This is a genomic window from Pseudonocardia halophobica, assembly GCF_050948485.1.
GTDB lineage: Bacteria > Actinomycetota > Actinomycetes > Mycobacteriales > Pseudonocardiaceae > Pseudonocardia > Pseudonocardia halophobica.
In genome coordinates this window covers 6,332,641-6,353,954 of sequence record NZ_CP192046.1, presented here as the reverse complement: position 1 = coordinate 6,353,954, position 21,314 = coordinate 6,332,641, and the positions used below count along the sequence as shown (strand labels likewise).

Sequence of the window (21,314 nt, the reverse complement as noted above, 5' to 3'; positions counted from 1 at the left end):
GGCGGGAGCGTCGACGCAGCAGTGGCCGGGACCGTGGCGATCGTGGTCGGGGTCGTGCTGCTGCTCGCGTGCCTGCTGCTGGGCTGGCTCGCCGTACGACGGGTACGACTCATGCGGGGCGGCGGTGTGGACCTGTGTCTGCGCCGCCGCTTCGCCGTCACGGACTGGCACTTCGGCGTCGGGCGCTACCGGGGGGACGAGTTCGCCTGGTACCGGCTGACGAGCTTCCGGGTGGGCCCGACCGTCGCCATCGACCGCACCGAGGTCGAGATCGTGGACCGGCGGGACCCGCTGCCCGAGGAGTCCTTCGCCATCCCCTACGCCGCCGCGGTGCTCCGGTGTCGCGACCACGGCGAGGACGTCGAGCTGGCCATGTCCCAGGACGTCCTCACCGGCTTCCTGGCCTGGCTCGAGGCCACTCCGCCGGGCCGCAGCACCGGCTACCGGCAGGCCAGCTGAGCGGCCCTGTCCTTCGGGCCGGCGCCCGAGCGGGTTGCGCCGGTTAGGCTCGGCCCATGGCCGTGCACCTGACCAGGATCTACACCAAGACCGGCGACGACGGGACCACCGCGCTCGGCGACTTCAGCCGCGTCCCGAAGACCGACCGCCGGCTCGCGGCCTACGCCGACACGGACGAGTGCAACGCGGCCGTCGGCGTCGCCGTCACCGTCGGGCAGCTTGAGGAGCGGCTCCTGGTGCCGCTGCGCCAGGTGCAGAACGACCTGTTCGACGTGGGCGCCGACCTCTGTGCGCCGATCGTCCCCGATCCGGAGTACCCGCCCCTGCGGATCGACGAGAAGTACATCACCCGGCTCGAGGGCTGGTGCGACGAGTTCAACGCCGACCTGCCCAAGCTGGCGTCGTTCATCCTCCCCGGCGGCACGCCCGGCGCCGCCTACCTGCACGTCGCCCGCACCGTCGCGCGGCGGGCGGAGCGCAGCGTCTGGGCGCTCCTGGAGACGGACGCCGAGCGGACCAACCCGCTCACGGCCAAGTACCTCAACCGGCTCTCCGACCTGCTGTTCATCCTCTGCCGCGCCGCGAACCCGGACGGCGACGTGTTGTGGCAGCCGGGTGGGCCCGAGGGCGGGAGCTGAGCCGGGAGCCGATACCGTCGGGCGTCGTGACGGAGCATTTCGCGGTCCGCGGCGGCGCCCGGCTGTCCGGGACGGTCGACGTCGTCGGGGCCAAGAACAGCGTGCTGAAGCTGATGGCGGCGGCGCTGCTGGCCGAGGGCACGACGACCATCACGAACTGCCCCGAGATCCTCGACGTCCCGCTGATGGCGGACGTGCTGCGCAGCCTCGGCTGCACGGTCGAGGTGGCGGGGGACCGGGTCACCATCGACGTGCCGGCCGAGCCGGGTGCCCAGGCGGACTACCGCTCGGTGTCGCGGCTGCGGGCCTCGGTGTGCGTGCTGGGCCCGCTGGTGGCCCGCTGCCGCAAGGCCGTCGTGCCGCTGCCCGGCGGCGACGCCATCGGCTCGCGGCCGCTGGACATGCACGCCAACGGCCTGCGGAAGCTCGGCGCGACCACGGAGATCGAGCACGGCCGCGTCGTCGCGCAGGCCGACGACCTGCACGGCGCGCAGATCTGGCTGGACTTCCCGAGCGTCGGGGCCACCGAGAACATCCTGATGGCGGCCGTGCTGGCCGAGGGGACCACGGTCATCGACAACGCCGCGCGCGAGCCCGAGATCGTGGACCTGTGCGTGATGCTGCAGCAGATGGGTGCGAAGCTCGAGGGCGTCGGCTCGTCGACGCTCACCGTGCACGGCGTCTCCGGCCTGCAGCCCACCACCCACCGCGTGATCGGCGACCGGATCGTCGGCGCCACCTGGGCCTTCGCCGCGGTGATGACCCGCGGCGACGTCACCGTCCGCGGGGTCGACCCGCACCACCTCGAGCTCGTCCTGGACAAGCTGCGCAGCGCGGGCGCGGAGACCCGAGCGGGCGTCGACGAGTTCTCGGTGTCGATGGCCGGGCGCCCCCTGGCCGTGGACTTCGTGACGCTGCCGTACCCGGGCTTCGCCACGGACCTGCAGCCCATGGCGATCGCGCTGTCCGCGGTGGCCGACGGCACCTCCATGATCACCGAGAACGTGTTCGAGGCGCGTTTCCGGTTCGTCGACGAGATGGTCCGGCTGGGCGCCGACGCCCGCACGGACGGCCACCACGCCGTCGTCCGCGGGGTGGAGCAGCTCTCCAGCGCCCCGGTGTGGGCCAGCGACATCCGGGCCGGGGCAGGTCTCGTGCTCGCCGGGCTGTGTGCGGACGGCGTGACCGAGGTCTGGGACGTCGACCACATCGACCGCGGGTACCCCCGGTTCGTCGAGAACCTGGCGTCGTTGGGCGCCGACATCCGGCGGGTCTCGGCCGACCCCGAGCGGTAGCAGCCGGGGTTCCCTCCGACGGAGCAGTTCGGGATGCCGAATCCCTCCTGACGTGCGACAGTCCGCGTCACCTCCGGGTGATCCCTCACCCGGACGCATGACCGCCGGAGGAACCGATGACCGACGTCAGCCCGGACCGATCGTCCCGAACCTCGCGAAGGCACGGGGCGGGGCGGAGTCCGGACGGGACGTCGGACGCGTCGGCAGAGCCGACGTCGTCGCAGTCCTCGGGGCAGCCGACGGGCGGCGTCGGCGAGAAGGTGGGCGAGGTCGCCGGGTCCGTCGGCACGGCCGCCCGCGGTGCGCACCGGCACGCGGCGAAGGCGGCCCGCAGCGAGCCCGTGCGCAAGGGTGCCCGGGTCGGGATCGCCGCCAACGGCGTGCTGCACCTGCTCATCGCGTGGCTGGCGCTGCAGGTGGCGCTGGGCGGCGGCGGTCAGGCGGACCAGAGCGGCGCGATCACCACGCTCGCGCAGCAGCCCTTCGGGCGGGTGCTGCTGTGGGTGCTGTTCGTCGGCTTCGTGGCCGTGGTCCTGTGGCGGCTGTCGACCGCGCTCTTCGGCTTCGGCTACGTGGAGGACAAGAAGAAGAAGCTGGTCAAGCGCCTGGTCAGTGCGGGCCAGGCGGTGGTCTACGCCGCGCTGGCGGTCCTCACCGTGCGCGCGGCGACGCAGGGGAACGCGGGCGGCGGCGGGGGCAGCAAGGCCACCGCGGGCGTGCTCGGGCTGCCGGGCGGCCAGGTGATCGTCGGGATCGTCGGTGTCGGTGTGGTGATCGGCGGCGCCGTGATGATCTGGCACGGCGCGAAGAAGAAGTTCACCGAGGACCAGGACCTCGCCGGCGTCCACCCGCAGGCGCGGAAGGTCGACGAGCGCACCGGCCAGGTCGGTTTCATCGCCAAGGGGATCGCGATCGGCGTGCTGGGCGGGCTGATCGTCTCCGCGGCCATCACGTTCGACCCGGCCAAGGCCAACGGGCTCGACAGCGCGCTCAAGACGCTGGCCGGCCAGCCCTTCGGCGTGGTGCTGCTCGGTCTGGTGGCGATCGGGATCGCGGCCTACGGCGTCTTCTGCTTCTTCGACGCGAAGTACCACCGGGTCTGACGGCCCCGTCCGATCGGACGGTGTGACCGGTCGGGTGCGTACTTTTCCGCGCAAGTCGCGTACTTTTCCACCCAGACAGGTGTGACGACGTCCGTTCGTCGGGGGTGGCGGAGGCTACCGGCCAGTACGATCCGGGGGTCTTCGACGTGGAGGTGTCCGGTGCCGTACCCGACCGATCGAGAGCGCGACCGCCCCTGGGTGATCCGGACCTACGCCGGTCACTCGTCGGCGGAGAAGTCCAACGCGCTCTACCGGCGCAATCTCGCCAAGGGGCAGACGGGGCTGTCCGTCGCGTTCGACCTGCCGACGCAGACCGGCTACGACCCGGACGACGAGCTCGCCAAGGGTGAGGTCGGCAAGGTCGGCGTGCCGGTCAGCCACATCGGCGACATGCGCACGCTCTTCGACGGCATCCCGGTCGCCGAGGCCAACACCTCGATGACGATCAACGCCCCGGCTATGTGGCTGCTCGCGCTCTACGTCGCCGTCGCGGAGGAGCAGGCCGAGGCCTCCGGGCTCGACCACGCCGAGGTGCGCGCCAAGCTGGCCGGCACCACGCAGAACGACATCGTCAAGGAGTACCTGTCCCGCGGGACGTACGTGTTCCCGCCGGCGCCGAGCCTGCGGCTGATCACCGACATGGTGGCCTGGTCGGTCACCGAGATCCCGAAGTGGAACCCGATCAACATCTGCAGCTACCACCTGCAGGAGGCGGGCGCCACGCCGGCGCAGGAGCTGGCCTACTCGCTGTCGACCGCCATCGCGGTGCTGGACTCGGTGCGCGACTCCGGGCAGGTGCCGCAGGAGCGGTTCGGCGACGTCGTCGGGCGGATCTCGTTCTTCGTCAACGCCGGGCTGCGGTTCGTCGAGGAGATGTGCAAGATGCGCGCCCTCGGCCGACTGTGGGACACGATCACCCGCGAGCGCTACGGCGTCGAGAACCCGAAGCAGCGGCGGCTGCGCTACGGCGTGCAGGTCAACTCGCTCGGGCTCACCGAGGCCCAGCCGGAGAACAACGTCCAGCGGATCGTGCTGGAGATGCTCGCGGTCACGCTGTCCCGGGACGCGCGCGCCCGGGCGATCCAGCTGCCCGCGTGGAACGAGGCGCTCGGCCTCCCGCGGCCGTGGGACCAGCAGTGGGCGCTGCGCATGCAGCAGGTGCTCGCGTTCGAGACGGACCTGCTCGAGTACGAGGACATCTTCGAGGGCTCGCACGTCATCGAGGCCAAGGTGTCCGAGCTGGTCGAGGCCGCGCAGGCGGAGATCGACCGGGTGCAGGAGATGGGCGGCGCCGTCGCGGCCGTCGAGAACGGGTACATGAAGGGCGAGCTGGTCACCTCGCTCGCCGAGCGCCGGCGCCGCATCGAGTCCGGCGAGGACGTCGTGGTCGGCGTCAACAAGTTCGACACCACCGAGCCCAGCCCGCTGCAGGGCGAGGGCGGGGCGATCGAGACCGTCGACCCGGCCACCGAGGCCGCCGCGATCGCCGCGATCGAGGAGTGGCGGGCGTCGCGGGACCAGGCCGCGGTGTCCGAGGTGCTCAAGAAGCTGCAGGACGCGGCCAAGACGGACGAGAACCTCATGCAGGTCTCGATCGACTGCGCCAAGGCGGGCGTGACGACCGGTGAGTGGGCCGGGGCGCTGCGCGAGGTGTTCGGGGAGTTCCGGGCGCCGACCGGGGTGTCGGCGGCCGTCGCTTCGGGGGAGGCGGCCGTGGAGATCGCAGAGGTGCGCGAGCGGGTCCGGGCGACCGGCGACGAGCTGGGGTCGCGGCTGCGCATGCTCGTGGGCAAGCCGGGGCTCGACGGGCACTCCAACGGCGCCGAGCAGGTCGCCGTGCGCGCCCGGGACGTCGGCTTCGAGGTCGTCTACCAGGGGATCCGCCTCACCCCGGCCCAGATCGTCGCGGCCGCGGTGCAGGAGGGCGTGCACGTCGTGGGGCTGTCGGTGCTGTCCGGCTCACACCTCGAGGTCGTGCCGGCGGTCGTCGAGGGCCTGCGGGCCCAGGGCGCCGACGACGTCCCGGTCATCGTCGGCGGCATCATCCCGGCCGACGACGCCGCGGCCCTTCGCGAGAAGGGGGTGGCGGCGGTCTTCACGCCGAAGGACTACCAGCTCACCGAGATGATGGACGAGATCGTCACCCTCGTCCGTCGGGAGCACGGGCTGGACTGACTGCGTGATCCACGGTCGGGAAGCCCGAGATCGGGTGTGCGAGCGGAGAGCTCGACCGACCTCGGAGCAGGAGGGCTGATCGCGTCCGGCGCTTCGCACACCTGGTCGGGCTCGATACACCCTGTCGACGGCATGTGGGGCGCACCTGGCGGGTGTGAGAGCAGGTCACGGGGGTGTGCCGCGCTCGCAGGGGTGCGCCCGGGCTCACCGGGGGGTGTGCCAGGCGCAACCGGGTGCGCCGTCATCGTCCGCGTGCGTTGGTGCCCGCCAGAGCCTGAAGGTCGCGCGTCGCGCCGGTGCGGGGCGTCGGGGCGCCGCGGTCAGGCCTCCTCGCGCTCCTCGCCCCGGCGCCGGAAGAAGCTGAAGCCGGGGATGCCGTTGACGGCCTGTCGCACGCCCTTGAGCTCCTCGAGCAGCTCGTGGACGTCCGGGCCGACCCGGTCGAGCGTGGCGAGGATCGGCATGATGTCGGTCTCGAGGTGCTCGGTGAGCGCCGGGAGCTGGTCGACCATGCGGATCGCGGCGTGCAGCTCCTCCTCGGAGAACTCGTCGACGAACTTCGTGGCCAGCGGCGCGGCACGCTCCGCGATGGGGCGGTAGGTCGCCAGCAGGGCGCCCGCCTGCTCGCTGAGCCCGGAGGCGTCGCCGACGAGCTTGTCGGCGCGGTCGGCGACCGCGGCGGCCCGCTCGATCACCCCGGAGGCGTCGTCGGCGACGGAGCCCGCGTTGGTGACGATGGTCCGGGCGTCCTCCGCCACCGAGCCCGCGGAAGCGACGAGGCGTTCGGCGTCGGCCGCCACGGCCCCGACCCGCGTGATCAGTTCCTCGGCCGATCCGGCGGTCTCGGTCACCCGGGTGATGAGCTCCTGGGCGGACTCGGCGGTGCCACCGACCCGGCCGATGAGCGACTCGGCCGTCTCGGCGGTGCCGGAGACCCGGGTGATGAGTTCCTCGGCGGACTCGGCCGTGCCTCCGACCCGGCCGATGAGCGACTCGGCCGACTCGGCGGTGCCGGAGACCCGGGTGATCAGTTCCTCGGCGGACTCCGCGGTGCCACCGACCCGGCCGATGAGCGACTCGGCCGACTCGGCGGTGCCAGCGACCCGGGTGATGAGCTCGTCCGCACTGCCCGCGGTACTGGTGACCTGCGCGATCAGCTCGTCGGCCGTGCCCGCGGTCCCGCGGACGCCCGCGATCAACCCCTCGGCCTCCTCCGCGACCGCACCGACGCGCGCGACGAGCGCCTCGGCGTCGGACGCGGTGGTGGTGACCCGGGTGATCAGCACCGTCGCCTCGGTGGCGACACGGTCCACACGCCGCACCAGACCCTCTGCCGTGCCGGCGACGAGCTCGACCCGGCCGATCAGCCCGTCGGCACGGTCCGCGACGCCCTCGACGCGGTCGAGCAGCCCCTCGACCCGGCCCGCGATGCCGTTGACCCGGACGAGCAGGGTCGAGACCTCGTCGAGCAGCCCGACGGTCCGCTCCGGCAGCCCGGCCGCGACGCCGACCGCCTCGCCGGTCCACCCGGCGACGGCCCGCGCCCCGCCGAGCAGGTCCGCGGGACCCGGGACGGGCAGGCCGGCGATGCGAAGTGCCATGCGGCGATCCTCCCGTATCCGCGCCGGCGCGGCCGGGCCACCCGCGACCGTCGGGCCGCACCGATCACTCTCCGGCACCACCGCTGCCCCCGGTCGGTGCGGTAAGTCGCCGTTCGTCACAGTCGCGTAACGACCGTAGGTAACCGCCGCCAGACTTTGACCAGTCATGATCGACCACCTACGTTCGATCTCCGTTGCCGGTCACCGACGGGGTGTGTGCGGTCCGGCCAGCTCGAGACGACGTCGTCGACAGCCGAAGGGGTGCCTGCCATGTCCGGATCCGCCTGGACCCGCCGTGAGTTCTTCCGCCGCAGCGCGATCGCGGGGGCCGTCGCCATCGGGGGGCCGGCGCTGCTGTCGGCCTGCACCCAGACCAGCACGGGTGGTTCCGGGGCCGGTGGCACGCTCGACCGCGCGAAGTCGGCCGGCACGATGAAGGTGGGCATCGCCAACGAGGCGCCCTACGGCTTCACGGACAGTAGCGGGAAGGTGACCGGCGAGTCCGTCGAGGTCGGCCGCGCGGTGCTGAAGAGCCTGGGGATCAACGACATTCAGGCGACCACCGTCGACTTCGGCTCGCTCATCCCCGCGCTCAACGCCAACCAGTTCGACATGGTCACCGCGGGCATGTTCATCAACGCGCAGCGCTGCCAGAACGCGGCGTTCTCCACCCCGGACTACACCGCGCCGACGGCCTTCCTCGTGCCGACCGGCAACCCGGACGGCGTCGCCACCTTCGAGGACATCAAGAACAAGAACCTGCGGCTCGCGGTCCTCAGTGGCGCCGTCGAGCAGGGGTACGCCCAGAAGAGCGGCGTGCCGGACAGCCAGATCCAGGTCTTCGACTCGCAGAACACCCTGCTGCAGGCCGTGGCCTCGGACCGGGTCGACGCGGCGGCGCTGACGAACATCTCGCTCAACGACGTCGTCGCCAAGAACCCCGGCTCGAACGTCGAGGTGACCAAGGGCTTCTTCCCCACGATCGACGGTGTCCAGTCGATCTCCGCGGGCGCCTTCGTGTTCCGCAAGGCCGACACCGACCTCGTCAACGCCTTCAACACGGAGCTGACGAAGCTGCACCAGAGCGGACAGTGGCTGCAGATCGTCACGCCGTTCGGGTTCACCGAGGACAACCTGCCGGGCGCGGACGTCACGACCGAGAAGCTCTGCGCGGCCGCCTGAGCGTCGGGCCGGGTCCACTGTGGAGAACCTCCCGCAGATCGTCGGCGTCCTGTCCGACGGCATCGCCGAGACCGTCATCGCGACGCTCGGGGGCGTGCTGCTGACGATCGTCCTGTCGATCGGCGCGGGCCTGCTGCTGCTCTCGTCGTCGCGCACGGCGCGCGGGGTGACCCGGGTGTACGTCGAGGGCTTCCGCGGCACCTCCGAGGTGGTCCAGCTGTTCTGGATCTACTTCGTGCTGCCCGTGCTGGTGGGCGTCCAGCTGCTGCCGCTCTTCGCCGGCATCGTGGTGCTGGGGCTCAACCACGGCGCGTACGGCGCCGAGATCGTGCGCGGCGCCGTCCGGTCGGTGCCGCGGGCCCAGTACGAGGGTGCGATCGCGCTGAGCCTCTCGCCGGCGCAGCGGATGCGGCGCGTGATCCTCCCGCAGGCGTTCGTGGAGATGCTGCCGCCCTTCAACAACCTGTTCATCCAGCTGCTGAAGTCCTCGGCGATCCTCGCCCTGATCACCGTGCCCGAGGTGACCCGGCAGGCGCGGGAGGTGCTGATCCCGAACTTCGGCGCGGACACCCTGCTGATCTTCGGCGTCACCTTCGTGATCTACCTGGTGCTCGCCGCGCTGATCACACTGGTGATGCGGCTGCTGGAGCGGATGGCCTCGGCGCGGCTGGGCCGCAGGCCCTCGCGCGCGGCGCGGGCGGCGGCGCGGGCGGCCGGGCCGACCGGCACCGAGGGGGTCGCGGTCTGATGCCCCTCTGGGACTGGAACTACGCGCTCGAGATCCTGCCGGACCTGCTCTGGGCGCTGGTCACGACGATCGAGATCACGCTGCTCGGCTCGGTGGTCGCGCTCCTGCTCGGGCTGGTGTTCGCCGTGCTGCGGCGCCTGCACATCCCGGTGCTGGACCAGGTGCTGTGGGCCTTCGTCGAGGTCGTGCGCTCGACGCCGCTGCTGGTCCAGGTGTTCTTCCTGTTCTTCGTGCTGCCCCAGTTCGGGGTCACGCTCAGCGCGTTCGTGGTCGGTGTCGTGGGGCTCGGCGTGCACTACGCGACCTACACCTCCGAGGTGTATCGCGCGGGCATCGACGCGATCCCGAAGGGGCAGTGGGAGGCGTGCACCGCGCTGTCGCTGCCGCGCCTGCGGATCTGGACCGGGGTCATCCTGCCCCAGGCCGTCCCGCGCGTGCTGCCGGCGCTGGGCAACTACGTGATCTCGATGTTCAAGGAGGTCCCGCTGTTGCTGGCGATCGGCGTGGTCGAGGTCGTCAACGAGGCGCGGGAGCTCGGCTCGTTGACCTTCCGCTACACCGAGCCCTACACCATCGCCGGCCTGCTCTTCCTGCTGCTGAGCTACCCGGCGTCGATATTGGTCCGACGACTGGAGCGCCGCCGTGTCCAGGCCTGACACCACCGAGCCGATGATCGTCTTCGACGGCGTGGAGAAGCGCTTCGGGTCGAACGTCGTGCTCAAGGAGCTGAACTTCACCGTGGCGCCGGGGGAGCACGTGACCCTGATCGGCCCGTCGGGCTCGGGCAAGACCACGATCCTGCGGCTGCTCATGACGTTGGAGAAGGTCAACGAGGGCACGATCTGGGTGGGCGGGAGCTGCCTGTCCCACATGGAGAAGCGCGGGAAGCGCGTTCCGTCGGACGAGAGACACTGCCGGGAGGTCCGCAAGCGGATCGGCATGGTGTTCCAGCAGTTCAACCTGTTCCCGAACATGACCGTGCGGGGCAACCTGATCGAGGGCCCGACGCGGGTGCTGGGCCTGTCGAAGGACGAGGCGAACGGCCGGGCCGAGGAGCTGCTGGACCTCGTCGGGCTCAAGGAGAAGATCGACGCCCACCCGACCCAGCTCTCCGGCGGGCAGCAGCAGCGGGTCGCGATCGCCCGGGCGCTGGCGATGCGGCCGGACGTGCTGCTGCTCGACGAGGTGACCTCGGCGCTGGACCCCGAGCTCGTCGCCGGGGTGCTGAAGCTGTTGCAGGACATCGGGGACACCACCGACATCACCATCCTCTGCGTGACCCACGAGATGGGCTTCGCGCGGGACTTCTCGCACCGGGTGATGATGTTCGACGGCGGCCGGGTGCTCGAGGACGCGTCGCCGGGCAAGCTCTTCACCGACCCGGACCACCAGCGCACCCGGGACTTCCTGCAGGCCGTCCTCAACCGCTGACGGTGGCCATCACAAGCCGGGTCGACCTGCGCAGATCGCCTCGGTGGTGAGGTCGGAGGGCGGGACGTTCTCGGCCTCGAAGCCGAAGGGCCGCACGAGATCCAGCCAGCGGCCGGAGGCGTGCAGCTCGGCGAGGCCGGCGTCGAAGGCGGTGCGCAGGTCGGTGTCGGCGGGTCGGAAGGCGAAGGCGCCCACCGGGAACACCCGCCGGCCGTCCGCGTCGACCCGCGCGGCGACGCCCGGGGTCACCTGCAGCGGCGTGCCCGGGTTGCGGGCCAGCTCGTCGAGCAGGGAGATGCGGGTGAGGGCGGCTGCGGGGACCTCACCGTTGGCGACGGCGCGGAACAGCGTGCTCTGACCCTCGTAGGTGCGGACCGCCTCCGCCGGTACGCCCGCCGCGAGCGCGAACTCCTGCTCCGCCGACCCCTTCAGCACGCCGACGGTGATCCCCGCGCGCCGCACGCCGTCGAACGTCCGGATCCCGTCCGGGTTACCCGCGGGGACGAGGAAGGCCAACGGCGCCAGGAAGTCCGGACGCGAGAAGGCGACGCGCGCGCACCGCGTCGGGGTGATCGTGGTGCCCGCGGCGACGATGTCGAACTGCTCGTCGAGCAGGCCGTCGAGCAGCCCGACGAACGGGACCTGGATCGCCTCGATCCCGCCCACCCCGAACCCGGCGAGGACGGCCCGGGCGACCTCGGGTGCCTCGCCGGTGACCGTGCCGTCCGTCGCCGAGAAGCCGTAGGGACGTTCGCCGGCGATCCCGATGCGGGCCACGCCGTCCGCCCGCATGCGCTCGAGCGCCGAGCCCGCGCGCGAGCCGCACCCCGCCAGTGCGGCGGCGCCCCCGAGCGCGACCGCCCCGGCGAGGAGCGATCGTCGGGAGACCAGGTGCATCGCGCCGAAGACTAGTGGCCGGGCAGGCAGGCTTCTCAATCCGGCCAGACCGGGTGGCGCTTCTCGAGGAACGCGGCCATGCCCTCCTTGGCCCCCGCGGACTGCGACATCGCCGCCATGACCTCGACGGCGACGGCATAGGCGTCGGCCTCCGGGCGGTCGAGCTGCGCGTAGAGCGTCTGCTTGCCGACCTCCTTGCCGAACCGGCTGCCGCGGGTCGCGCGGGCGAGCAGCTCGTCCGTCTTCGCGTCGAGCTCGGCGTCGGGCACGACGTAGTTGACGAGGCCCCAGTCGGCGGCGGTGCGGGCGTCGATCGGGTCGCCGGTCAGGGCCAGCTCCATCAGCCGCTTGCGGCCGACGTTGCGCGCCACGGGGACCGCCGGGGTGTGGCAGAACCAGCCGCCCTTGCCGCCGGGCAGCGCGAACGCGGCGGACTCGCCCGCGACGGCCAGGTCGCAGGTGGCGACGAGCTGGCAACCGGCCGCCGTCGCGATGGCCTGGACCTTCGCTACCACGACCTGCGGAACCGCCTGGATGGTCTGCATCACCTCCGTGCACAGGGTGAGCAGCTCGCGGACGCCCTTGAGGTCCCGCGCGGCGACGTCGGCGAAGTCGTGTCCCGCCGAGAAGGCCTTCCCCTCCGCGCCGAGCACGATACCGGTGGCGTCGCTGCTGCCGGCGGTCTCGAAGGCGTCGAGCAGCTCGCGGAGGTGGTCCTCGGAGAGGGCGTTGCGGCGCTCCGGCCGGTTCATCGTGATGCGGACGGTCTCCCCGTCCTGCTTGACCAGGAGGTGCTCGTAACCCATGGGTCCACGGTAGTGCCTGGACGGCCGGGTGGAACGGGTCTACCGTGACCGCATGACCGGATCGGCAATTCCAGTCACGAGGTCACGCGAGGACCGGCTCCTCGACGCGGCCGCCGATCTGCTGGTCCGGTGGGGCTACCAACGCGTGACGATCGACGAGGTCGCGCGTCGGGCGGGCATCGGGAAGGGCACCGTCTACCTGCACTTCCGCACCAAGGACGCGCTGTTCCTCGCCGTCCTGATGCGCAGCCACCGCACCGTGACCGCGCGGATGGCGGACCGGATGGAGGCCGATCCCGCCGAGGCGCTGCCGGCCCGCGCCGTCCGCTCGATCTACCGTGAGCTGCTCGACGACCCCGTGACCCGGCCCCTCTACCTCGGCGATCCGGAGGTGCTGGGCCGGCTCGCGCACGAGGCGGCCGAGGCGCTGGGCGGCCTCACCGCCCGGCGCACCGAGGTGGGCCGGCGCTGGTTCTCGCTGATGCGCGAGGCGGGCCGGATGCCGACCGACCTGCCGATCGACGCGCAGATGCACCTGTTCTCCGCCGTCACCACCGGCTTCTTCTTCCTCGACGGCATGCCGTCCACGCCGGGCCCCACCGACCCGGACGCGCGTGCCGACCTGCTCGAACACGCCCTGCGGAGCGCCCTGGAGATTCCGGGTGCGCCGCTCACGCGCGAGTGCGCGGCGGAGTGCGCGGCGCTCTTCCGCGGACTGCTCGACGACATGCCCACCCCGAGCGGAACCAGGTGACCCCATGGCCGTGCTCGACGCGCCCGCCCTCACCGACCCGGAGCTCCTCGCCGACCCCTGGCACGCCTTCGGCCGCCTGCGCGAGCAGGCGCCCGTGCTGCGCAGCCGGTTCGGGCTGGGCGGGGACGAGGCGCCGCTCTGGCTCGTGACCCGCTACGCGGACGTCCGCGCGGTGCTGAGCGACCCGCGGTTCGTCAACGACCCGGCGAACGCCCCCGACGGCCGGGACACGCGCAAGGAGATGATGGCCGCCATCGGGATCACGCCCGAGCTCGCGGACTACATGACCCGCAGCGTGCTCGACGCGGACGGCGCCGACCACACCCGGCTGCGCAAGCTCGTCTCCCGGGCGTTCACGGTCCGCCGCGTGGGCGACCTGCGGCCGCGCGTCGAGGAGATCACCGCGGGGCTGCTCGCGGAGCTGGCCGTGGCGGAGCAGCCGGTCGACCTCGTCGAGGCCTACGCGTACCCGCTGCCGATCACCGTGATCTGCGAGCTCGTCGGGATCCCGGAGGCGGACCGACCGAACTGGCACGTCTGGGGCCGGGAGATGGTCTCGACCGATCCCGCGCGCGTCCCCGGGGCCCTGCAGGCCACCGTGGACCACATTCGCGACCTGATCGGCCGACGCCGGGCCGAGCCGGCCGACGACCTGCTGAGCGCGATGATCCGGGCCCAGGAGGAGGACGGGGACCGGCTGTCGGAGTTCGAGCTGGTCACGATGGTCCTCGCGCTGGTCTTCGCCGGGCACGAGACGACCGCGCACCTCATCGCGAACTCGGTGGCCGCGCTGCTCAGCCGGCCCGAGCAGCTGGCGCGGCTGCAGGCCGAGCCCGACCTGTGGCCGACCGCGGTGAACGAGCTCATGCGGCTGTGGGGGCCGGTCAGCCAGGTCCGCGTGCGGTACGCGACCGAGCCGGTGGAGATCGGCGGGGTGCAGATCCCGGCCGGCGCCGCCGTCCAGCCGATCCTGCTGTCCGCCAACGGCGACCCGCGCGAGTTCGACGACCCCGAGACGTTCGACGTCGGGCGGCGGACCGAGCGGGGGGAGGGGCACCTCGGGTTCGGTCACGGCGCGCACTACTGCCTCGGCGCCGCCCTGGCCCGGCAGGAGGGGGAGGTGGCGCTGCGGGCGCTGTTCACCCGCTTCCCGTCCCTCGAGCTCGCCGTGCCGCCGGAGGAGCTGGTGTGGCAGCCGGTCCCCGGCTCCCGGCGCCTCGCCGCCCTCCCCGTCCGCCTGTAGAGCCGCTGTCGAGCCGCTGTAGAGCCACCCCGGGGGGAACCGGCGAGCGGCGCTGTCGCTCACCAGGTGTGAGCGAGAGCGCCGTTCGTCCACATCGGTGGTCGGTGCGAGCGGCCGTCGCCACTCACCGGGGGCGGCGGTCGTGGAGGACCAGGAGCATGTAGGCGGCGACGGACTGGGCGTCGGTGATCTCGCCGTCCGCGATCATGGCCTCGAACTCGGCGATGGTGAACCAGGCCTGCCGCATGTCCTGCTCGGTGTGCTCGCGCTGGGCCTCACCCTCGGTGAGGTCGGTGGCGAGGTAGACGTGCCCGCGCTGGCTGGACATGCCGGGGGCGACGTCGAGCGTGCCGATCTTCTCCATCCGGCCGGCCTGCAGCCCGGTCTCCTCGACCAGCTCGCGCACGGCGAGCTCGGCCGGGTCCTGGGCGGCACGGTCCGGCGCGGTGCCCGCCGGGAACTCCCAGCGGCGCAGGCCGATCGGATAACGGAACTGCTCGACGAGGTGCAACCGGTCGCCGTCGCGGGGGATCACGAGGGCGTACGTCGGCTTGTCGATCACGCCGTAGACGCCGTCCGAGCCGTCGGGGCGGCGCACGGCGTCCTCGCGCACCGTCATCCAGTTGTTCGCGTAGACCTGCCGGGTCGAGAGGGTCTCCACACGGCCAGCCTCCCACCTGCGACGATCGGACCGTGCGCGCGTCCCGGCTGATGGCCCTGCTCTTCGTGCTGCAGCGGCGCCGCTCGGCCACCGCGGCCGAGCTGGCCGCGGAGCTGGAGGTGTCCGAGCGGACGATCTACCGGGACGTCGCGTCGTTGAGCGAGGTGGGCGTGCCGATCTGGACGGAGCCCGGGCCGGGCGGCGGGATCGGGCTCGTCGAGGGCTGGCGGACCCGGCTCGACGGGCTCACGGCCCAGGAGGCCGCGGCCATGCTGACCCTGGGCGCCCCGCAGCTGCTCGCCGAGCTGGGCCTGGGCACCGCGCTCGCCGGGGCCCAGGCGAAGATCCTCGCGACGCTCCCGGAGGGCCTGCGCGCGCACGCCCGCGTCGTCGCCGAACGGGTGCACCTCGACGCGCCGGGCTGGTTCCAGAACCCCACCGAGGTCACCCACCTCGCCGTGCTCGCCGAGGCGTTGTGGGAGCAGCGCCGGGTCCGGATCGTCTACGGGCCACGACAGGTCCACCGCGAGGTCGAGCCGCTCGGGCTCGTGCTCAAGGCGGGGGTCTGGTACCTGGTCGCCGGGGTGGACGGGGACGTCCGGACCTACCGGGCCGCGAAGATCGCCGAGGCCGAGCCGCTCGACGCGACGTTCGCCCGGCCGGCGGACTTCGACCTGCCGGCGTGGTGGGCGGAGTCGGCCTCCCGGTTCGCCGCGTCGATGCTGCGCGAGAAGGTGCGGATCCGGGTCTCGCCCGCCGGGCTGCGGGCCCTGCCGAGCGTGACCGACTCCGACGCCGCGCACGCCGCCGTCGCCGCGGCCGGCGAGCCCGACGCCGAGGGCTGGCGCGAGCTGCTGCTCGACGTCGAGTCGCTGCGGGTCGCCGCCGGCCAGCTGGTGGCGCTCGGCGGGGAGGTGGAGGCGCTGGAGCCTCCCGAGCTGCGGACGAGGCTCGCCGAGCACGGGCGGGCGCTGGCCGAGCGCAACGCACCTCTAGGGTGACGGCCCGTGCGCCTCGTCATCGCCCGCTGCCAGGTGGACTACGTCGGCCGGCTCACCGCACATCTGCCGATGGCCCCGCGGTTGCTGCTGGTCAAGGCCGACGGGTCGGTCAGCGTGCACGCCGACGACCGCGCCTACAAGCCGCTGAACTGGATGAGCCCGCCGTGCTGGCTCACCGAGGAGCCCGGCGTCTGGACGGTTCGCAACAAGGCCGACGAGTCGCTCGTCATCACCATCGACGAGGTGCTCCACGACTCCTCGCACGAGCTGGGCGTGGATCCCGGCCTGGTGAAGGACGGCGTCGAGGCGCACCTGCAGGAGCTCCTGGCTGCGCACCCGGAGACCTTCGGCGACGGCTGGACGCTGGTCCGCCGCGAGTTCATGACGGCGATCGGCCCGGTCGACCTGCTCTGTCGCGACACCGCGGGCGGGCACGTCGCCGTGGAGATCAAGCGGCGCGGGGAGATCGACGGCGTCGAGCAGCTGACCCGCTATCTCGAGCTGATGAACCGCGACCCGCTGCTCGGGCCGGTGGCCGGGGTGTTCGCCGCGCAGCAGATCAAGCCGCAGGCGCGCACCCTCGCCGAGGACCGCGGCATCCGCTGCGTGACCGTGGACTACGACGCGCTACGGGGCCTCGACTCGAAGGACCTGCGCCTCTTCTGAGGTCCCCTCGTACGGCGGGACGAACGCGCCGCGCAGCTGGAGCAGGACGAAGTCGGCGATGTCGCCGGCCGTCGAGTCCGGCCGCATCAGGACCTGCAGGAGCAGGGCGTTGGTGTGGTAGCGGGCGGTCCGGCCGGTGTCGAGGTCCAGGCCGAGCACATCGGAGGCGTGCTGCAGCGCCGTCTCCAGGATCATCGGGATCTGCGCGATCATGCGGACGTCTCCCGGCCCGCGGGGCGGCCCGTCGCTGCGGATCGCGTCCTCCTGCAGCGCCGCGAACAGCGCGAACGTGAGGGTCCGCCGGACCTTCAGCAGCCGCACCGTCTCGTCGACGGCGACCCGGATGATCTCGTGCGCCGCCGCGCCGGCGGCGATCCGGTCCTCGACCCGCGCGACGGCATCGGCGATCCGCGGCGCGAAGAGGTGCCCGATCAGGGCGTGCTTGCTGCCGAAGTGGTTGTAGCAGGTGGCGGTGGCGACGCCGGCCCGCGCGGCGACCTCCGTGATCCGGGTGCCCTGCCAGCCCTGCGCCGAGAACAGCTGCTCCGCGGCCCGGAGGATGGCCGAGCGCGTCTCCGCGTTGCGCTCCTCGCGCCGCCCGGGCCGCCTCTCGGTCATCGACGGAGGCTAGCCCAGCTCATTCGCGTTGTGGAGTACCTGGAACGCGTTATAGGTTCCTCGTCCGCGCGGCGTCACCGGGACCGCGTGTCCCGAGCGCGGAGCGGGGCGCGGCCCTGTGCGGAGGAGGGGTCCGTGCAGCGCCGCGTCCCGTCCTCCGCGCCCGCTGACCGGCCGGAACGGGGCCGCTCCGGATGGTCCGCCCGGGTCGCCGGAGGCACACGCGGGCCCTCGCGCCCGCCCTACCCTGACCGATGTGACCGCCAGCACCGAGGCTCCGGCCAGGACCAGCACCGACACCTTCGACTCGCTCGACCCGCGGACCGGTGGGGTCGTCGGGACGCACCCGGTCCACGGCGAGGCCGACGTGCTCGCCGCGGTCGCCCGGGCCGAGGAGGCCGCGCGGTGGTGGCGCGGCCTGGGCTTCGACGGTCGTCGCGAGCGCCTGCTGGCGTGGAAGAAGGCGCTGGTCGCGCGGCTGGACGAGGTCGCGGGCGTGGTCTCCGCCGAGACCGGCAAGCCGCTCGACGACGCCCGGCTCGAACTGGTCCTCGCGATCGACCACGTCGACTGGGCGGCGAAACACGCCAGGAAGACGCTCGGCCGGCGGACGGTGTCGCCGGGCCTGCTCGGTGCCAACCAGTCCGCGACCCTCGGCTACCCGCCGATCGGGGTCGTCGGCGTGATCGGGCCGTGGAACTACCCGGTGTTCACGCCGATGGGCTCGATCGCCTACGCGCTCGCCGCGGGCAACGGCGTCGTGTTCAAGCCGAGCGAGCTCACCCCGGGCGTCGGCGAGATCCTCGCCCGCACGCTGTCCGACGCGGTGCCGGAGAAGACGCTGATCGAGGTGGTGACCGGGTTCGGCGAGACGGGGGCGGCGCTCTGCCGCGCCCCGGGCGTCGGCAAGATCGCCTTCACCGGGTCGACGGCCACCGGCAAGCGGGTCATGGCCTCCTGCGCCGAGACCCTCACCCCGGTCCTCATCGAGTGCGGCGGCAAGGACGCGCTGATCGTCGACGCGGGCGCGGACGTCGAGGCCGCCGCCGACGCCGCCGTCTGGGGCGGGATGTCCAACGCCGGGCAGACCTGCGTCGGCGTGGAGCGCGTGTACGTCGTCGAGTCGGTCGCCGAGGAGTTCACCGCGGCGCTCGTGGCCAAGGCGCGCGGGCTGCGGGCCGGCACCCAGTTCGGCCCGATGACGATGGCGTCGCAGACCGAGGTCGTCCGCCGGCACGTGCGCGACGCGCTCGAGAAGGGCGGCCGGGCGGTCGTCGGCGGCGAGGAGTCCGTGAAGCCCCCGTTCGTGGAGCCGGTCGTGATCGTCGACGTGCCCGAGGACTCCTCCGCCGTCACCGAGGAGACGTTCGGCCCGCTGATCGTCGTGAACCGGGTGCCGGACGTCGCCGAGGCGGTCCGGCGCGCCAACGGCACCGGCTACGGCCTGGGCGCCAGCGTGTTCACCGGCTCGGCGAAGGAGGGCGAGCGGATCGCCGAGGGCCTGCGCTGCGGCATGGTGAGCGTCAACGGCGTCATCGCGTTCGCGGGCATCCCGTCGCTGCCGTTCGGCGGGGTCGGCGACTCCGGCTTCGGACGCATCCACGGCGAGGACGGCCTGCGCGAGTTCACCCGCCCGCAGGCGGTGGCCCGGCAGCGGTTCGCGCTGCCCGTCCCGGTCACCAGCTTCACCCGCACGGCGAAGCACATGGGCACCCTGATCGGGCTCGTCCGGGCACGTCACGGCCGGTAGACCCGCCATCCGGACGGGGTGTTCCCGGCCTCATGCGTGGGTTACCAAGCAGCGGGGGATGAGAGGATTACCGCTCGGTACAGACCCTCGAGGCAGCGGGAGGTAACGGCGTGGCACGCGAGTTCCGGACGGTCGGCGTGGTCGGCCTGGGCACCATGGGTGCGGGCATCGTGGAGGTGTTCGCCCGCAACGGCCTGGACGTGATCGCCGCCGAGGTGGACGCGGCCGCCGTCGAGCGCGGGAAGGCGCACCTGGAGACCTCGACGAGGCGGGCGATCGAGCGCGGCAAGCTCACCGAGGAGCAGGCGGGCGAGCTGCTGGGCCGGATCACCACGACCACGTCGCTGGCCGACCTGGCCCCGTGCGACCTCGTGGTCGAGGCGGTGCCGGAGTCGCTGCAGCTCAAGGCGTCGGTGTTCGCCGAGGTGGACAAGCACGTCGGCCCGGAGACGATCCTGGCGTCGAACACGTCGTCGCTGTCGGTCACCGAGCTGTCCGTGCGGACCGCGCGCCCGGGCAAGGTCGTCGGGATGCACTTCTTCAACCCGGCGCCGGTGCAGAAGCTCGTCGAGCTGGTGCGCACGGTGGTCACCGAGCCGGACGTGGTCGAGGACCTCCAGGCCTTCGCCGCCACGCTGGACAAGGTGCCGGTCGTGATCGGCGACCGCGCCGGGTTCATCGCGAACGCGCTGCTCTTCGGCTACCTCAACCACGCGGCGCGGATGTACGAGTCCCGCTACGCGAGCCGCGAGGACCTCGACGCCGCCATGCGCTACGGCTGCGGCTACCCGATGGGCCCGCTGGCGCTGCTCGACCTCATCGGCCTCGACACCGCGTACGAGATCCTCGAGACGATGTACGCGCAGTCGCGCAACCTCATGCACGCCCCGGCGCCGGTGTTCAAGCAGATGATCACCGCCGGGCTGCTGGGCCGGAAGAGCGGCCGCGGCTTCTACACCTACGAGAAGCCGCACAGCAGCAAGGTCGTGCCCGACGCCCTGACCCCGGGCTCGGTCGTGCCCGAGGACGTCCCGACGCGCGACGTCCAGCGGGTCGGCGTGGTCGGCACGGGCACCATGGCCAGCGGGATCGTGCAGGTGTTCGCGCAGGCCGGGTTCGACGTCGTGGTCCGCGGCCGCAGCGACTCCAAGGTCGAGGCGTCGGTCGGGGGGATCCGCAAGGCGCTGGACAAGGCCGTGGTGCGGGGCAAGCTCACCGAGGACGAGCGTGACGCCACCCTCGGGCGGATCACCGGCACCACCTCGCTGGAGGACTTCGCCGACGTCGACCTCGTCGTCGAGGCCATCGCGGAGGAGCTCGAGGTGAAGCGGGCCGTGTTCGGCGCGCTCGACGAGATCTGCAAGCCCGGCGCGATCCTCGCGACCACGACGTCGTCGCTGCCGGTCGTGGAGTGCGCGGCGGCCACCACCCGCCCGGCCGACGTGATCGGGCTGCACTTCTTCAACCCGGCGCCGGTGATGAAGCTCGTCGAGGTGGTGTCCACGATCAGCACCGCGCCGGAGGTCGCGGCCACCGCGCTGGCGCTCTGCCAGAAGATCAAGAAGGTGCCCGTCTCCTGTGGCGACCGGGCCGGGTTCATCGTCAACGCGCTGCTGTTCCCGTACCTGAACGACGCGGTGAAGATGCTGGAGGCGCACTACGCCACGGCGGACGACATCGACGCGGCGATGAAGACGGGCTGTGCGCTGCCGATGGGGCCGTTCGAGCTGCTCGACGTCGTCGGCCTGGACGTGTCGCTCGCCATCGAGCGGTCGCTGTTCTCCGAGTTCCGCCAGTCCGGCTTCGCCCCGGCCCCGCTGCTGGAGCACCTGGTCACGGCGGGCCGGCTCGGCCGCAAGACCGGGCAGGGCTTCCGGGACTACACCTCCCGCTGACCTGTGACCCGCCCCGGTGCCGCCCGCGCGGCGCCGCCGGGCGGTTACGGTCGGATCCATGGCACGCGGTCGACGGCCCCGCCCCTCGGAACGGGGGCGGGGCCGCGCCGTGCCCGCACCTCTGTCGTCGGGGATCGTGACCCGCGCCGAGACGGGGCCCGACGGCGAGTGGGCCGTCCGGCACGTCCCCGGCGGGTCGTCGGTGAAGGACTACCGGTGCCCGGGCTGCGACCAGCTGATCCCCGCCGGCGTCGGGCACGTGGTCACGTGGCCGACGGGGGAGTGGGGCTCGGTGGAGGACCGCCGGCACTGGCACCTGCCGTGCTGGAACGCCCGGGGCCGCCGGCGGCCGAGCCTCCGCCGCCCCCGCTGAGCGCGGTCCTGCCGTCGT

Annotated in this window: 21 protein-coding genes; 16 read left to right on the top strand and 5 right to left on the bottom strand. The window is 72.7% G+C overall.

Features of this window, described 5'->3' with window-relative positions:
- Window positions 1–21 precede the first annotated feature (21 nt).
- The 5 genes from ACQP04_RS30320 (at window position 22) to ACQP04_RS30300 (ending at window position 5,670) form a co-directional block, all read left to right on the top strand.
- Complete coding sequence (locus ACQP04_RS30320; RefSeq protein ID WP_433503939.1) at window positions 22–459, top strand: DUF2550 domain-containing protein; 438 nt, start codon at window positions 22–24, stop codon at window positions 457–459.
- Window positions 460–515: 56 nt separating this feature from the next.
- Window positions 516–1,097, top strand: a complete 582-nt coding sequence (locus ACQP04_RS30315; RefSeq protein ID WP_433503938.1) for a cob(I)yrinic acid a,c-diamide adenosyltransferase — start codon at window positions 516–518, stop codon at window positions 1,095–1,097.
- Between the two features lie 26 nt (window positions 1,098–1,123).
- Window positions 1,124–2,392, top strand: coding sequence for a UDP-N-acetylglucosamine 1-carboxyvinyltransferase (gene murA, locus ACQP04_RS30310; protein ID WP_433503937.1), 1,269 nt, complete (start codon window positions 1,124–1,126; stop codon window positions 2,390–2,392).
- Between the two features lie 260 nt (window positions 2,393–2,652).
- Entirely contained in the window at window positions 2,653–3,495 is an 843-nt protein-coding gene (locus ACQP04_RS30305; RefSeq protein WP_433503936.1) for a DUF1206 domain-containing protein, read from the top strand.
- A gap of 159 nt (window positions 3,496–3,654) precedes the next feature.
- Window positions 3,655–5,670 (top strand): protein meaA, encoded by a 2,016-nt coding sequence (locus ACQP04_RS30300; protein WP_433503935.1) that lies wholly within the window; start codon window positions 3,655–3,657, stop codon window positions 5,668–5,670.
- Between the two features lie 320 nt (window positions 5,671–5,990).
- On the opposite strand, the gene ACQP04_RS30295 is transcribed toward ACQP04_RS30300, so the two are convergent.
- On the bottom strand, window positions 5,991–7,271 hold the full coding sequence (locus ACQP04_RS30295; RefSeq protein WP_433503934.1) for a hypothetical protein: 1,281 nt from the start codon (window positions 7,269–7,271) through the stop codon (window positions 5,991–5,993).
- A gap of 270 nt (window positions 7,272–7,541) precedes the next feature.
- Here ACQP04_RS30295 and ehuB point away from each other — a divergent pair, with 270 nt between their 5' ends.
- From ehuB to ACQP04_RS30275, 4 genes are read left to right on the top strand one after another with little or no spacing between them, the layout of a single operon-like run.
- Window positions 7,542–8,453, top strand: a complete 912-nt coding sequence (gene ehuB, locus ACQP04_RS30290; protein WP_433503933.1) for an ectoine/hydroxyectoine ABC transporter substrate-binding protein EhuB — start codon at window positions 7,542–7,544, stop codon at window positions 8,451–8,453.
- Between the two features lie 19 nt (window positions 8,454–8,472).
- Window positions 8,473–9,201, top strand: a complete 729-nt coding sequence (gene ehuC / locus ACQP04_RS30285; RefSeq protein WP_433503932.1) for an ectoine/hydroxyectoine ABC transporter permease subunit EhuC — start codon at window positions 8,473–8,475, stop codon at window positions 9,199–9,201.
- Window positions 9,201–9,857 carry an ectoine/hydroxyectoine ABC transporter permease subunit EhuD gene (gene ehuD, locus ACQP04_RS30280; protein ID WP_433503931.1) on the top strand — a complete coding sequence of 219 codons (657 nt, stop codon included), beginning with the start codon at window positions 9,201–9,203 and terminating at the stop codon, window positions 9,855–9,857. Before ehuC ends, ehuD begins: the two co-directional genes overlap by 1 nt.
- A gap of 13 nt (window positions 9,858–9,870) precedes the next feature.
- The gene (locus ACQP04_RS30275) at window positions 9,871–10,632 is read left to right on the top strand and encodes an amino acid ABC transporter ATP-binding protein (protein ID WP_433508466.1); all 762 of its coding nucleotides are present in this window, start codon (window positions 9,871–9,873) and stop codon (window positions 10,630–10,632) included.
- Between the two features lie 9 nt (window positions 10,633–10,641).
- Here the strand turns inward: ACQP04_RS30275 and ACQP04_RS30270 are convergent, their stop codons facing one another.
- The gene (locus tag ACQP04_RS30270) at window positions 10,642–11,529 is read right to left on the bottom strand and encodes a transporter substrate-binding domain-containing protein (RefSeq protein ID WP_433503930.1); all 888 of its coding nucleotides are present in this window, start codon (window positions 11,527–11,529) and stop codon (window positions 10,642–10,644) included.
- A gap of 35 nt (window positions 11,530–11,564) precedes the next feature.
- Window positions 11,565–12,335, bottom strand: a complete 771-nt coding sequence (locus ACQP04_RS30265; RefSeq protein ID WP_433503929.1) for an enoyl-CoA hydratase-related protein — start codon at window positions 12,333–12,335, stop codon at window positions 11,565–11,567.
- A gap of 52 nt (window positions 12,336–12,387) precedes the next feature.
- On the opposite strand from ACQP04_RS30265, the gene ACQP04_RS30260 reads away from it, so the two are divergent.
- The gene (locus ACQP04_RS30260) at window positions 12,388–13,089 is read left to right on the top strand and encodes a TetR/AcrR family transcriptional regulator (protein ID WP_433503928.1); all 702 of its coding nucleotides are present in this window, start codon (window positions 12,388–12,390) and stop codon (window positions 13,087–13,089) included.
- A 4-nt stretch (window positions 13,090–13,093) separates the two neighbouring features.
- The gene (locus ACQP04_RS30255; RefSeq protein WP_433503927.1) at window positions 13,094–14,332 is read left to right on the top strand and encodes a cytochrome P450 family protein; all 1,239 of its coding nucleotides are present in this window, start codon (window positions 13,094–13,096) and stop codon (window positions 14,330–14,332) included.
- Window positions 14,333–14,456: 124 nt separating this feature from the next.
- Here the strand turns inward: ACQP04_RS30255 and ACQP04_RS30250 are convergent, their stop codons facing one another.
- Window positions 14,457–14,993, bottom strand: coding sequence for an NUDIX domain-containing protein (locus ACQP04_RS30250; protein WP_433503926.1), 537 nt, complete (start codon window positions 14,991–14,993; stop codon window positions 14,457–14,459).
- A gap of 32 nt (window positions 14,994–15,025) precedes the next feature.
- On the opposite strand from ACQP04_RS30250, the gene ACQP04_RS30245 reads away from it, so the two are divergent.
- Entirely contained in the window at window positions 15,026–15,994 is a 969-nt protein-coding gene (locus ACQP04_RS30245) for a helix-turn-helix transcriptional regulator (RefSeq protein ID WP_433503925.1), read from the top strand.
- 6 nt (window positions 15,995–16,000) lie between these two features.
- Window positions 16,001–16,660 (top strand): endonuclease NucS, encoded by a 660-nt coding sequence (gene nucS, locus ACQP04_RS30240; protein ID WP_433503924.1) that lies wholly within the window; start codon window positions 16,001–16,003, stop codon window positions 16,658–16,660.
- On the opposite strand, the gene ACQP04_RS30235 is transcribed toward nucS, so the two are convergent.
- The gene (locus tag ACQP04_RS30235; protein ID WP_433503923.1) at window positions 16,622–17,278 is read right to left on the bottom strand and encodes a TetR/AcrR family transcriptional regulator; all 657 of its coding nucleotides are present in this window, start codon (window positions 17,276–17,278) and stop codon (window positions 16,622–16,624) included. The genes nucS and ACQP04_RS30235 overlap by 39 nt on opposite strands.
- Window positions 17,279–17,534: 256 nt before the next feature.
- Here ACQP04_RS30235 and ACQP04_RS30230 point away from each other — a divergent pair, with 256 nt between their 5' ends.
- The 3 genes from ACQP04_RS30230 to ACQP04_RS30220 all read left to right on the top strand — a co-directional run bounded on the left by ACQP04_RS30230 (window position 17,535) and on the right by ACQP04_RS30220 (window position 21,296).
- Window positions 17,535–19,028, top strand: coding sequence for an aldehyde dehydrogenase family protein (locus ACQP04_RS30230; RefSeq protein ID WP_433503922.1), 1,494 nt, complete (start codon window positions 17,535–17,537; stop codon window positions 19,026–19,028).
- A gap of 110 nt (window positions 19,029–19,138) precedes the next feature.
- Entirely contained in the window at window positions 19,139–20,923 is a 1,785-nt protein-coding gene (locus ACQP04_RS30225; protein ID WP_037044751.1) for a 3-hydroxyacyl-CoA dehydrogenase family protein, read from the top strand.
- Window positions 20,924–21,059: 136 nt separating this feature from the next.
- Window positions 21,060–21,296, top strand: a complete 237-nt coding sequence (locus tag ACQP04_RS30220) for a hypothetical protein (protein ID WP_433503921.1) — start codon at window positions 21,060–21,062, stop codon at window positions 21,294–21,296.
- Window positions 21,297–21,314: the final 18 nt, after the last annotated feature.